This window comes from Mesorhizobium sp. M7A.F.Ca.CA.002.09.1.1, assembly GCF_003998555.1.
GTDB classification, from domain to species: Bacteria; Pseudomonadota; Alphaproteobacteria; order Rhizobiales; family Rhizobiaceae; genus Mesorhizobium; species Mesorhizobium ciceri.
In genome coordinates, this window is record NZ_RZRR01000052.1 from 1 (window position 1) to 12,515 (window position 12,515).

The 12,515-nt window shown below is 64.8% G+C and carries 11 protein-coding genes; 5 read left to right on the plus strand and 6 right to left on the minus strand.

The window, feature by feature from the left end:
- Positions 1-91 precede the first annotated feature (91 nt).
- The gene (locus tag EN994_RS04285) at positions 92-727 is read right to left on the minus strand and encodes an isoprenylcysteine carboxylmethyltransferase family protein (protein ID WP_063169592.1); all 636 of its coding nucleotides are present in this window, start codon (positions 725-727) and stop codon (positions 92-94) included.
- 231 nt (positions 728-958) lie between these two features.
- Between EN994_RS04285 and EN994_RS04290 the strand changes: the two genes are divergently transcribed.
- The 3 genes from EN994_RS04290 to EN994_RS04300 all read left to right on the plus strand — a co-directional run bounded on the left by EN994_RS04290 (position 959) and on the right by EN994_RS04300 (position 3,958).
- Complete coding sequence (locus EN994_RS04290; protein WP_063170407.1) at positions 959-1,756, plus strand: hypothetical protein; 798 nt, start codon at positions 959-961, stop codon at positions 1,754-1,756.
- Between the two features lie 160 nt (positions 1,757-1,916).
- Entirely contained in the window at positions 1,917-2,591 is a 675-nt protein-coding gene (locus tag EN994_RS04295) for a winged helix-turn-helix domain-containing protein (RefSeq protein ID WP_013528748.1), read from the plus strand.
- Entirely contained in the window at positions 2,588-3,958 is a 1,371-nt protein-coding gene (locus tag EN994_RS04300; protein WP_024504077.1) for a HAMP domain-containing sensor histidine kinase, read from the plus strand. Before EN994_RS04295 ends, EN994_RS04300 begins: the two co-directional genes overlap by 4 nt.
- Positions 3,959-4,009: 51 nt before the next feature.
- Here EN994_RS04300 and EN994_RS04305 read toward each other — a convergent pair whose 3' ends face one another.
- Positions 4,010-4,438 carry an Lrp/AsnC family transcriptional regulator gene (locus EN994_RS04305; protein WP_013528746.1) on the minus strand — a complete coding sequence of 143 codons (429 nt, stop codon included), beginning with the start codon at positions 4,436-4,438 and terminating at the stop codon, positions 4,010-4,012.
- A 115-nt stretch (positions 4,439-4,553) separates the two neighbouring features.
- Here EN994_RS04305 and EN994_RS04310 point away from each other — a divergent pair, with 115 nt between their 5' ends.
- Complete coding sequence (locus tag EN994_RS04310) at positions 4,554-5,657, plus strand: saccharopine dehydrogenase family protein (RefSeq protein ID WP_024504078.1); 1,104 nt, start codon at positions 4,554-4,556, stop codon at positions 5,655-5,657.
- A 235-nt stretch (positions 5,658-5,892) separates the two neighbouring features.
- On the opposite strand, the gene lpdA is transcribed toward EN994_RS04310, so the two are convergent.
- The 4 genes from lpdA to EN994_RS04330 all read right to left on the minus strand — a co-directional run bounded on the left by lpdA (position 5,893) and on the right by EN994_RS04330 (position 11,059).
- Positions 5,893-7,290: a dihydrolipoyl dehydrogenase gene (lpdA, locus tag EN994_RS04315; protein WP_063169593.1), complete on the minus strand. Its 1,398-nt coding sequence runs from the start codon at positions 7,288-7,290 to the stop codon at positions 5,893-5,895.
- Positions 7,291-7,491: 201 nt separating this feature from the next.
- Positions 7,492-8,808 carry a dihydrolipoamide acetyltransferase family protein gene (locus tag EN994_RS04320; RefSeq protein WP_063169594.1) on the minus strand — a complete coding sequence of 439 codons (1,317 nt, stop codon included), beginning with the start codon at positions 8,806-8,808 and terminating at the stop codon, positions 7,492-7,494.
- Between the two features lies 1 nt (position 8,809).
- Positions 8,810-9,823 (minus strand): alpha-ketoacid dehydrogenase subunit beta, encoded by a 1,014-nt coding sequence (locus EN994_RS04325; protein WP_013528742.1) that lies wholly within the window; start codon positions 9,821-9,823, stop codon positions 8,810-8,812.
- A 3-nt stretch (positions 9,824-9,826) separates the two neighbouring features.
- Positions 9,827-11,059, minus strand: coding sequence for a 3-methyl-2-oxobutanoate dehydrogenase (2-methylpropanoyl-transferring) subunit alpha (locus EN994_RS04330; protein ID WP_063169595.1), 1,233 nt, complete (start codon positions 11,057-11,059; stop codon positions 9,827-9,829).
- A gap of 410 nt (positions 11,060-11,469) precedes the next feature.
- On the opposite strand from EN994_RS04330, the gene holA reads away from it, so the two are divergent.
- Positions 11,470-12,513 (plus strand): DNA polymerase III subunit delta, encoded by a 1,044-nt coding sequence (gene holA, locus EN994_RS04335; RefSeq protein ID WP_013528740.1) that lies wholly within the window; start codon positions 11,470-11,472, stop codon positions 12,511-12,513.
- The last annotated feature ends 2 nt before the right edge of the window (positions 12,514-12,515 follow it).

Sequence of the window (12,515 nt, forward strand, 5' to 3'; positions counted from 1 at the left end):
CTGTATTTCTGCAGCAAGGTCGGCGGAAGCTGGAAGATATCAGGCTTCGTCGGCTACATGCCGCATCCGCTCGGCAGCTAGAGCCAGCTGATCAGTAGAGCGTGACGAAGGCCGGAAACAGCATGCCGGTCGCCCGGAAATGCTCGACCAGTTCGATGGCCGGGAAGATGGCGAGGAAATAGAGCCCGTCGAAAAACGTGCGCTTCAAAGCCCGCGTCGAGAACTGCAGTTCGTCATCGTCGCGGTAGAGCAGCGGGTTTGGCCAGAACCGGGGCGTGCTCTTGGTGTAGGCAAGATAGGCTGGGCCGAACTTGCCGAGCAGAAATTCGGCTTCCTTGCGCGCCGTGACGCGAAAGATGAAAAAGCTGGCAAGGCCCAGCGCCACGGCCGTCATCAGCGAGCCGTAGAGCAATCCAATGCCGACCGCGCCGACCGTCGAGAAGAAATAGAGCGGGTTCTGCGTGGTCGAGAACGGTCCCGTCGAGACCAGTTCCTCGTTCTTCTTGCCGCCGACATAGAGAATGCTCCACAGCCGCCCGACGACACAGACGAGCACCAGGCAAAAGCCGAAGAATTCGAGCGTTTCGTGCCCGTCGGAGCCCTCGCTCAGCCCCGGCTTGGTGAGAAACAGCAGCAACACCGCCAGCGCCGCCGCAACCCGCACGAAGATCAGGCGCTTGCGCTGGTCGAAGGCCTGGGAAACCGGCTTGAGGGTAGCGTAGGTCATTTGGTGTTTCCTGGGGCACTGACGAGTGCCCGTGAGCAATGGGCATGACATTGATGGCGGATGAAAGGCGCACGCCCTCTATCGGCGCAGCGCCGGGCGTTCGTAAAGGACTTTGCGCGGCCCACGTCCATTCTTACGAATTTGTATGCCGCCGGACAGGCCGGCGTGAACTCGTTTGCTTACGCTGCGCGGATCGCCACCGCCGCAACCGTCGACCTCAGGACTTCAGCCATGCTCGCGCCCAACAGGCAACAACCCGCCCCACCGAGCCACAACAGAGTTCCCGACGTCACTCTCGATTTCTGGGTGATCAAGTTGATGGCGGTCACCACCGGCGAGACCGCGGCGGACTATTTTGCCGACACGATCGGGCTTGGGCTGACCGTCACCTCGCTGATCATGACCGGCATCCTGATCGCTGCCCTCGTCCTGCAGTTTGCGCAGAAGCGTTACGTGCCGTGGGCCTACTGGCTGGCGGTGGTGCTGATCAGCATCGTCGGCACCCTGGTGACGGACAATCTCGTCGACACTTTCGGCGTGCGCCTGCAGACCACGACCATCGCCTTCTCGGTTGCGCTCGCCGCGACATTCGCGGTCTGGTACGCCAGCGAACGGACGCTGTCGATCCACACCATCTTCACCACCAGGCGCGAAATCTTCTACTGGCTGGCGATCCTCTTGACCTTCGCGCTCGGCACCGCCGCCGGCGATCTCGTCGCCGAAAGCTTCGACATGGGCTACCTCACCACAGGCCTGCTGTTCGGCGGCGCCATCGCGCTCATCGTGCTGGCCTACTGGCTGCTCAATCTCGACGGCATCCTGGCCTTCTGGCTCGCCTATATCCTGACGCGGCCGCTCGGCGCCTCCTTCGGTGACCTGCTGTCGCGATCGGCCAGGCATGGCGGCCTGGGCTTCGGCACCATCTTCACCAGCCTGCTCTTCCTCGGCTGTATCATTGCGCTCGTCCTGCACATGACCCTGAAGGGGACAACCGACGAAGCCGATGAACTGTTGCTGGACCTGGACTAGGTGCAGGGCGGATGCGCTAGCATTGACAATTGCCGAAAACCCCACCGCTTCGGCCAATCGTGAACGTTCTAGCGCCACCATCCCTGCGCCTTCGTGACATCCTAGGAACAAGCCCGTGCCGGTGATAGCCTGTCCATCTCGGCAACGGACCGGACCTTTCATGCGACTGCTTCTCGTCGAGGACGACCACAGGACGGCCGACTATATCGTCAGGGGACTGACCGAGGCCGGCCATGTCTGCGATCTCCTGCGCAACGGCCATGACGGGCTGTTCGCGGCGACCCGGGGCAAATACGACGTGATCGTCGCCGATCGGATGATCCCCGGTCTCGACGGCCTGTCGATGGTCAAGGCGGTGCGCGCCGCCGGCGTGCGCACGCCGGCGATCTTCCTCACCTCCGTCGGCGGCATCGACGACCGCGTCGAGGGGCTCGAGGCCGGCGGGGACGACTATCTGGTCAAGCCCTTCGCCTTTTCCGAACTCCTCGCTCGCATCAACGCGCTTGGCCGGCGGCCGGCGGCGCAGGAGCAGAAAACCGTCCTACGGGTCGCCGACCTCGAAATGGACCTGATCATGCGCCGCGTCACGAGGCGGGGCCAGCCAATCGACCTGCAGCCGCGGGAGTTCAGCTTGCTGGAAGTGCTGATGCGCGGCGAAGGCCGCGTCATCACCCGCACCATGCTTCTGGAGCGGGTCTGGGATTTTCATTTCGATCCCAGGACCAGCGTCGTCGAGACCCATATCAGCCGGCTGCGGGCCAAGGTCGACAAGCCCTTCGAAACCCAACTCATCCACACCGTCCGCAACACCGGCTACAGCCTGCACGCGCCATGACCGGAACCTGGTCCCGCCTGCTGCGCAGCACGCCATTCCGGCTTGCCCTGACCTTCGCCTTCCTGTTCGTGCTGGCCTTCGTCCTGTCTGGCGCCATCGTCTACCAGATGATGAGCGCCGATCTTGCCGAGCGGCTCGACGACACCATCAAGGAAACCTACGCGGTCGTCGCCGCGACCTATGCCGAGAACGATCTCAAGGAGCTGGTTGAGACCGTCGGCAGCCACTCCCTGCGCAGCCTCAAGAAGGAGCAGCTGTTTTCGTTGACCGACGCAACGGGCAATCGCCTGGCCGGCAACTTCACCGCGGCAGGGCTTCCCGACGGCTTCTCGATGTTCGACACCGAAATGCCCGGCGTGCCGCCCGGCGCCGAGTACCGCGCCTATTCCGGCCCGGTCGGCGGCAACACGCTGACCGTCGCCTTCAGCCTTTCCGAGACGGAGGAGCTGGAGAGGATCGTGCTGATGAGCTTTGGCTGGGGAACCCTGATCATCACCGGGCTGGCGGTCGCCGGCGGCGCCCTGCTCGCCTCGCGCGTCCAGCGCCGTCTCGACGGCATCGCCGCCACCATGGTGGATGTCTCGCATGGACGGCTGGACACCCGCATTCCGCTGACCGGCAAGGGCGACGACATCGACATCGTCTCCAGCCAGGTCAATGCCGCGCTCGACCGCCTGTCGGCGCTGGTCGAAGGCATGAAACAGGTCAGCGCCAACATCGCCCACGATCTGAAGACGCCGCTCAACCGGTTGCAGATGATCCTCGACACCGCGTCGGAAAAGAACCTGTCGGGCCGGAAAATCGCCGCTGAACTGGCGGAGGCGCATGCCGAGAGCCTGCAGATCAACGAGACCTTCGATGCCCTGCTGCGCATCGCGCAGATCGAGGCCGGCGCCCGCCGGGCGCGGTTCACCGATGTCGATCTGGGCGAGGTGCTGCAAACCATCGCCGAGATCTATGCCGATGTTGCCGAGGACGACGGAAAGTCGCTGTCGTTGGCGCAACCACAGGAAACGACGGACCGGATCCATGGCGATCGCGAGCTGCTGACGCAGATGTTCGCCAATCTGGTCGAGAACGCGTTGCGCCATTGTCCATCGGGCACGACGATAAAGCTGTCGGTGGCGCGCCAGGACGAACGCGTCGTTGCGGGCGTCGCCGACAACGGTCCCGGCATTCCGGCGGCAGAGCGCGAGAAAGTGTTCCAGCGGCTCTACCGGCTGGACCACAGCCGCTCGACATCAGGCAGCGGCCTCGGGCTCAGCCTTGTCCGGGCCATCGCCGATCTGCACGGCGCATCGATCACGCTCGAGGATTGCCGACCGGGACTTGCGGTGGTGGTGCGTTTTCCGCTGGCTACGGATTAGCCGGCGAAACGGCTGGTGCTGTTCAAGCCCAGCTTGGGTTGAGAGGTCCCCTCACCTATCTATCCGCGTCGACAGGATGATCGACGACAGCGTCCGCTCGACTCCATCCATGGCGCCGATCTGATCGAGCAGCATGTCGAGGTCGCGGATTGATGGCGCATCGACGATGACGATCATGTCGAAATTGCCGCTGACCGAATGCAGCGTCCTGACCGTCGCCAAACCGCGCAGGCCGCGCACCACCTTGTCGGCAAGCTTGGGCGTCACGGTGAGCAGCACATGCGCCCGCACCAGCCCCTGCTCATAATCCGGCGCCAGCCGCACGCCGTAGCCTGATATGATGCCGCGCTGCTCCAGCCGTTCGATCCGGCTCTGCACGGTTGTCCGCGAGACGCCAAGCCGCCGCGCCAGCTCGGCGGTCGAGGCGCGCGCATTCTCGCGCAGCAGCGAAAGCAGGGTCTGTTCGGCATCGCTGAGCATTTCGACGATTCTTCTCGGCGGACTGACCAATCAATGGGTTCGTTTCGTACAGAACCACGCTTCCTTTCGACGGGCAAGCTGCGAATCTGTGCTCACAACCAGTGAGGGATTTGTCATGAAGAAAATTGTCGTTGTCGGCGCCGGCAAGATCGGCTCGACCATTGCCGAGATGCTCGCCGCCACGGGAGATTATCAGGTCACGCTCGTCGACCGCTCGGCAGCACAGCTCGCAGCGGCCGAAGTCCCGGCCACGGTTGCGACGCTGGAGCTCGACATCGAAGCGTCCGGCACGCTTGAAGCCGCACTCGCCGGCAAATTCGCGGTGCTCAGCGCCGCTCCCTTCCATCTGACCACCCGCATCGCCGAGGCGGCGGCCAGTGCCGGCGTGCACTATCTCGACCTGACCGAGGACGTCGTCTCGACCCGCCGCGTCAAGGAATTGGCGCGTTCGGGCAGAAGCGCCTTCATTCCGCAATGCGGCCTGGCGCCGGGCTTCATCTCGATCGTCGCCAACGATCTCGCCAGCCGGTTCGATTCGCTGGAAAGCGTGCGCATGCGCGTCGGCGCCCTGCCGCAATACCCGTCCAACGCGCTGAACTACAATCTCACCTGGAGCACCGACGGCGTCATCAACGAATATTGCGAGCCCTGCGAGGCGATCGTCGAAGGCGAGCTGGTCGAGGTGCCGCCGCTGGAAGAGCGCGAGGAGTTCTCGCTCGACGGCGTCACCTACGAGGCATTCAACACCTCCGGCGGCCTCGGCACACTGGCCGAGACGCTAAAGGGCAAGGTGCGCACGCTCAACTACCGCACCATTCGCTACCCCGGCCACGCCGCGATCATGAAGGCGCTGCTCAACGACCTCGGCCTGCGCCATCGCCGCGACGTGCTGAAGGACATTTTTGAAAGCGCCCTGCCGGCGACATTGCAGGACGTCGTCATCGTCTTCGTCACCGTCTCCGGCCGCAAGAACGGCCGCCTGCTGCAGGAGACCTACGCCAACAAGGTCTATTCCCAGCGTATCGGCCAGGTGGTGCGCAGCGCCATCCAGATCACCACGGCGTCCGGCATCTGCGCCGTGCTCGACATGCTGGCCGACGGCAGCCTGCCGGCGACCGGCTTCATCAAGCAGGAAGACATCGCGCTGGACGCGTTTCTAGCCAACCGTTTTGGCCGCGCCTATGCCCAGCACGAAATGGTGAGTCGGCTGGCGGGGTGAAGCGGCGTGTCTCTCTTGTGGAGAGGCGGGCGGGACAGTGCCCCCCCTCTGCCCTGCCGGGCATCTCCCCCTCTAGGGGGGAGATCGGCTGTCATCTTAGATTTCGCCAATTTTTGAAAGTTTTGGAAGAGGCAGGTTGCCCGAAACTGCCAATCTCCCCCCTTGAGGGGAGATGTCCGGCAGAACAGAGGGGGGCGCTGTCCCGCCGGCATCACCGCTTTTGCGCCATCGCGAATTAAATATGCAGCGCGTGTCCCAGCGCCTTCAGCGCTGCTTCCTGGAATCCCTCGCCCTGCGTCGGATGCGCGTGGATGGTGCCGGCGATGTCCTCCAGCCGCGCGCCCATCTCCAGCGCCAGCCCGAACGCCGCCGCCAGTTCCGACACACCCTGCCCGACCGCCTGGATGCCGAGCACCAGATGGTTGTCGGCGCGGGCCAAGACGCGGACAAAGCCGTCCTCGCCCAGCTTCGTCATCGCCCGGCCGTTGGCCGCGAACGGGAACATGCCGATCTTGATCTCGCCGCCGAGCGCCTTGGCTTCTTCCGGCGAAAGACCAGCGGTCACCAGTTCGGGATCGGTGAAGCAAACGGCGGGTATCGAACGCTTGTCCCAGCTGCGCTTGTGGCCGGCAACGATCTCGGCGACCATCTCGCCCTGCGCCATCGCCCGGTGCGCCAGCATCGGCTCGCCGGTGACGTCGCCAATGGCGAAGATGCCGCGCATCGAGGTGCGGCACTGGTCGTCGATGCGGATGAATTTGCCGGCCATGTCGAGGTCGATCTGCTCGAGCCCCCAGCCTTCGGTCACCGGCTTGCGCCCGACCGTGACCAGGATTTTTTCGGCGGCGACCTTGGCGCTCTTGCCGTCCGAGGTCTCGACCAGCAACGCGTCACCCTTGGTTGAAAGCCCCTTGGCCTTGGCGCCCAGCATCACCTCGACGCCGAGCGCGGTGAGCCGCTTGACCACCGGCCGGGTCAGCTCGGCATCATACTGCGCCAGCACGCGCGGCAAGGCCTCGATCACGGTCACCTCAGCGCCCATCTTGGCAAATGCCATGCCCAGTTCCAGCCCAATATAGCCGCCACCGACGACCGCGAGATTTTTCGGCACGTCGCTGAGTGCCAGTGCCTCGGTTGACGAAATCACCCGACCGCCAAACGGCAGGAACGGCAGCTCCACCGGCGCCGAGCCGGAGGCGATGACGATCGTTTCGGCCCGGATCACCTGCACGCCCGTCTCGGTCTCGACCGCGACCGTCTTGCCGTCGCGAAAGCTCGCCCAGCCATGCACGGTTTTCACGCCTGCCTTCTTGAGCAGGCCGGCGACGCCACTGTTGAGCCGGCTGACGATGCCGTCCTTCCAGGCGACGGTCCGGGCAAGATCGAGCGTCGGCGCGGTGACCGAAATGCCGAGCGGGCTCTTGCCGCCCGCCATGTGCGACACCTTCTCGAACTCCTCCGCCGCATGGATCAGCGCCTTGGACGGGATGCAGCCGACATTGAGGCAGGTGCCGCCCGGCTTGCCGGCCTCGACGATCACCGTATCGACGCCGAGCTGTCCGGCCCGGATGGCGCAGACATAGCCGCCCGGCCCGGCGCCGATGACGAGCAGCTTGCAGGAGATTTCTTTCATGATGGCACGCTCTTTCTGGTGGCGAAGGCCCCCTCATCCGGCCGCTTCGCGGCCACCTTCTCCCCGGTGGGGAGAAGAGGCGAGCACAGACGCCGGCGACCTCCTCTCCCCTCGGGGAGAGGTCGGATTGCCCCGAATTGCCCTTCGCAATTCGGTTTTGGCAATCCGGGTGAGGGAGCCCTTGCGACCGTTCTCATCCCCTCAATCCACGAAAATCAGCGCCGGCGTTTCCAGCAGCGTCTTGATCCGCTGGATGAACACCGCCGCATCCCACCCATCGATCACCCGATGGTCGAAGCTCGACGACAGGTTCATCATCTTGCGCGGCATGAACTGGGTGCCGTCCCACACCGGCCGCACCATCATCTTGTTGACGCCGACGATCGCCACTTCCGGATGGTTGATGACCGGCGTCGTCGCCACGCCGCCCATGGCGCCGAGCGAGGTGATGGTGATGGTCGAGCCGGACAGCTCGTCGCGTGTTGCCGTGCCGGACTTGGCCGCCTCGGCCAGCCTGATGACCTCGGCGCCGCAATCCCAGATGTCGCGCGCCTCGGCGTGCTTGACCACCGGAACCACCAGCCCCGACGGCGTCTGTGCGGCGATGCCGATATGGATGCCGCCATGCTGATGGACGATGCCGGCCTCGTCGTCGAACAGGGAATTGAGATTGGGCTGGTCCGCGATCGCCTTGACCATCGCCCGCATCAGGAACGGCAGCAGCGTCAGTTTCGGCCGCTCCACGCCAGGACGCTTCTCCTTGTTGAGCGCCGCGCGCAATTCCTCCAGTGCGGTGACGTCGATCTCCTCGACATAGGTGATGTGCGGAATGCGCGATTTGGACAGCGACATCTTCTCGGCGATCTTGCGCCGCAAGCCGACCACCTTGATATCCTGCACAGCGTCGTTGCGGGCGAGGCCGGATGCCTTTGCGACCTGCGGCCCGCGGGCCAGGAACGCTTCGATGTCCTCATGGCCGATGCGACCGGCCGGACCGGATCCGGCAACCTGCCTGAGATCGATGCCGGCTTCTTTTGCCCGCAGACGAACGGCCGGCGACGCCAGCGGTCTTTCGCCTTGAAGCCGCGGCGCGCCGGAGACGGAAGGCTGCGCCGTGCTTTTCTGTGAGGCTGCCGGTTTCGCCTTGGGCTCGTCGCTCTTTGGGGATGTCTTCACGACCGGCGCAGCAGCCTCGGGCTTCGGCGTCGGAAGTTTTGCCGGAGGCTCAGCGGACACCGCTTCCGCTTCGGCGCCTTGCGGCTTGGCGTTGCCCTCGCCCGCCACCTTCAGCCGCACGATGGGCGAGCCGATGGCCACCGTGTCGCCGATCTCGGCGCCCAGCCACAGGATCTCGCCATCAACCGGCGAGGGGATTTCAACCGTCGCCTTGTCGGTCATGACTGCGGCGAGCACAGTGTCCTCGCGGACGATATCGCCGACCTTGACGTGCCATTCGACCAGCTCGGCCTCGGCGACGCCTTCGCCGACATCGGGCAGCTTGATGATGTGTTCGCCCATCTCAGGCTCCCATGGTTTCAAGCAAGGCACGGCCAACGCGGGCGGGACCGGGAAAATAATCCCACTCCTGCGCATGCGGATAGGGCGTGTCCCAGCCGGCAACGCGAGCAACCGGCGCTTCGAGGTGATAGAAACAGTTTTCCTGCACCAGCGCCGACAGCTCGGCGCCGAAGCCCGAGGTCAGCGTCGCCTCATGCACGATGACGCAGCGCCCGGTCTTTTTCACCGAGGCGACGATCGTATCGAGATCAAGCGGCAGCAGGGTCCTGAGGTCGATGATCTCGGCATCGATGCCGGTTTCTTCGACAGCCGCCTGCGCGACATAGACCATGGTGCCGTAGGCGAGCACGGTGAGGGCCGAGCCTGCCCTGCGGATCGCCGCCTTGCCGAGCGGCACCGTGTAGTGGCCGTCGGCCACCTCGCCCAGCTCATGCTTCGACCAGGGCGTCACCGGCCGGTCGTGATGACCATCGAACGGACCGTTGTAGAGCCGCTTCGGCTCGAGGAAGATCACCGGATCCGGATCCTCGATCGCCGCGATCAAAAGCCCCTTGGCGTCGTGCGGGTTGGACGGCACCACCGTCTTCAGCCCCGACACATGGGTGAACAGCGCCTCAGGGCTCTGGCTGTGCGTCTGGCCGCCAAAAATGCCGCCGCCGGTCGGCATGCGCACCACGATCGGGCAGGTGAAATCGCCGTTGGAGCGGTAGCGCAGCCGTGCCGCTTCCTGGGTCAGCTGGTCGTAGGCCGGGTACATGTAGTCGGCAAACTGAATTTCCACGCACGGCTTCAAGCCATAGGCGGCCATGCCTATGGCCGAGCCGACAATGCCGGATTCGTTGATCGGCGCATCGAAGCAGCGGCTCTTGCCGTATTTGGCCTGCAAGCCCTGCGTGCAGCGGAAGACGCCGCCGAAGAAGCCGACGTCCTCGCCGAACACGACGACTTTCTCGTCGCGCCCCATCGACACATCCATGGCATCGCGAATGGCCTCGATCATGGTCCGTCTCGGCATGGCTCAGACTCCCGCCTGCTGGCGCTGGCGCCTGAGATGCGGCGGCATCTCGGCATAGAGCCCCTCGAACATGTCGCGCGTCGACGGCTTGCCGCCGGCATGCAGCGTGCCGTGGCTTTCCGCTTCCTTCTGCGCCGCGATAACCGTGTCGAGGATTTCCGCCTCGGCCTGCGCGTGCCGCTCGTCCGACCAGACGCCGAGCGCGATGAGATGGTTCTTCAGCCGCACGATCGGGTCGCCGAGCGGCCAGGCGTCGGATTCGGTCTTCGGCCGGTAGGCGGACGGGTCGTCCGAGCTCGAATGTGCGCCGGCACGGTAGGTGACATATTCGACCAGCGTCGGCCCGAGATTGCTGCGCGCCCGCTCCGCCGCCCATTTGGCGACCGCATGCACCGCGAGATAGTCGTTGCCGTCGACGCGCAGTGACGGGATGCCGAAGCCGAGGCCCCTCGCCGCGAACGTGCCCGAACCGCCGCGCGCGATGCCTTGAAAGGTCGAGATCGCCCACTGGTTGTTGACGACATTGAGCACGACCGGCGCCTTGTAGGTGGAGGCGAACACCAGCGCCGAATGGAAATCGGACTCGGCCGTCGAGCCGTCGCCGATCCACGCGGCTGCGATGCGTGAATCGTTCGATATCGCCGAGGCCATCGCCCAGCCGACCGCCTGGATGTACTGCGTCGCCAGATTGCCGGAGATCGAGAAGAAGCCGTGCTCCTTCGAAGAATACATGACCGGCAATTGCCGGCCCTTCAGCGGGTCGGCTTCGTTGGAATAGATCTGGTTCATCATCGTGACCATCGGGTAGCCATCGGCAATCAGCAGCCCTGCCTGGCGATAGGTCGGAAAGTTCATGTCGCCCGGCGCCAGTGCCTTGCGGAAGGCGCAAGCCACAGCCTCTTCGCCCAGATGCTGCATGTAGAACGAGGTCTTGCCCTGCCGCTGCGCCATCTGCATGCGCGCATCGAAGGTCCGCAGCGTCATCATGTGGCGCAGGCCGGTGAGAAGTTCGTCGCTGGACAGCAGGCTGGCCCACGGGCCGACGGCCTCGCCAGTGCGGTTCAGCACGCGGATGATCGAGAAGGCATGATCGCGGATGGTGCGCGGATCGACATCGATCTCCGGGCGCGGCACAGAGCCGGCCTTGGGGATCGGCACATTGGAAAAGTCAGGCGTTCCGCCCGGCCGCACTTCCGGCTCCGGAACGTGGAAACGCAACATCCCAGCATCGGCCATGACCTTTGTCCTCCAATGTTGCCCGGAACAGATATTTGCATATCTGCGCCGCCAGTGCGAATTCGTCGGGTAGCCTGCGGACGTCGGTCCCGGCCACGCCGGCCGATCCAGCCTCCCGCACCCAAGATGAAGATATGTCCGCGAAATTTCTTGTCGATGTTGGGCGGTGGCGCGCAATTAGAGGGAAGGTTGGGCGAGGTTTGCCGGCAGATAAGGTGATTGGTCGACGAACTCGCGCCTTTCCTCTCCCCCGTCGATCGGGGGAGAGGAAGGGAGCCAAGGCTGGCCAACTCGCGCCCTTCCTCTCCCCCGTCGATCGGGGGAGAGGTGTCGAGCGAAGCTCGACGGAGTGGGGGTCGACCGTTCGCCCAAGCTGGATGCCGCCCCCACATCATGCTAACCAACCCGCCATGGCACAGAAGAAAGCATATGAGGTCGATGGCTGGCTCGCGAAGCCGGACCAGCGGATCTCCATCGTCCTGCTTTACGGCCCCGATCGCGGCCTCGTCTCCGAGCGAGCAAAGGCCTTTGCCGGCAAGACCGGCCTGCCGCTCGACGATCCCTTCTCGGTGGTCAGGCTGGAGGGGTCGGAGGTCGACCGAGACGAGGGCCGGCTGCTCGACGAGGCCCGCACCGTGCCGATGTTTTCCGACCGGCGCCTGCTGTGGGTGCGCAATGCCAGCGGCCAGAAGGCATTGGCCGACGACGTCAAGGCGCTGACGGCCGAGCCCGCGCGCGATGCGATCATTCTCATCGAGGCCGGCGACCTCAAGAAAGGTGTCGGCCTGCGCGCCATCGTCGAGGCGGCCGACAACGCCATGGCCCTGCCTTGCTATGCCGATGAAGCCCGCGACATCGACACCGTCATCGACGGCGAACTGGGCAGGGCCGGCATGTCGATGACCATGGAAGCGAGACAGGCGCTGCGCCGCAATCTCGGCGGCGACCGGCTGGCCTCGCGCGGTGAGATCGAGAAGCTTGTGCTCTACGCCCATGGCCAGACCGAGATCGGCCTGGAGGAGGTCAAAGCGATGTCAGGTGATGTCTCCGGCGCGTCTTTCGACGACGCGGTCGACGCGCTTCTCGAAGGCAAGATCGGCGACTTCGACACCGCCTTCACCCGCCATTGCCAGTCCGGCGGCCAGCCCTTCCTGGTGCTGTCCTCGGCAATGCGGCAGTTGCAGCAGATCCAGATCATGCGCGGCCAGATGGAGTCCGGCAACCGCAACGCCGCCTCGGTCGTTGCCGCCGCCCGCCCGCCGGTGTTTTTCTCCAGGCGCAAGCTGGTGGAGAAAGCGCTGGAACGCTGGAGCACCGAAGCGCTCGGCCGCGCGTTGACTCGGCTGCAGACGGCGGTGCTGCAGACCAGGCGGCGGCCGGATCTTTCCGTCGCGCTGGCAAGACAGGCGCTGCTTGGCATTGCGGTGGAGAGCAGCAGGTTGGCGCAGCGGTAGGA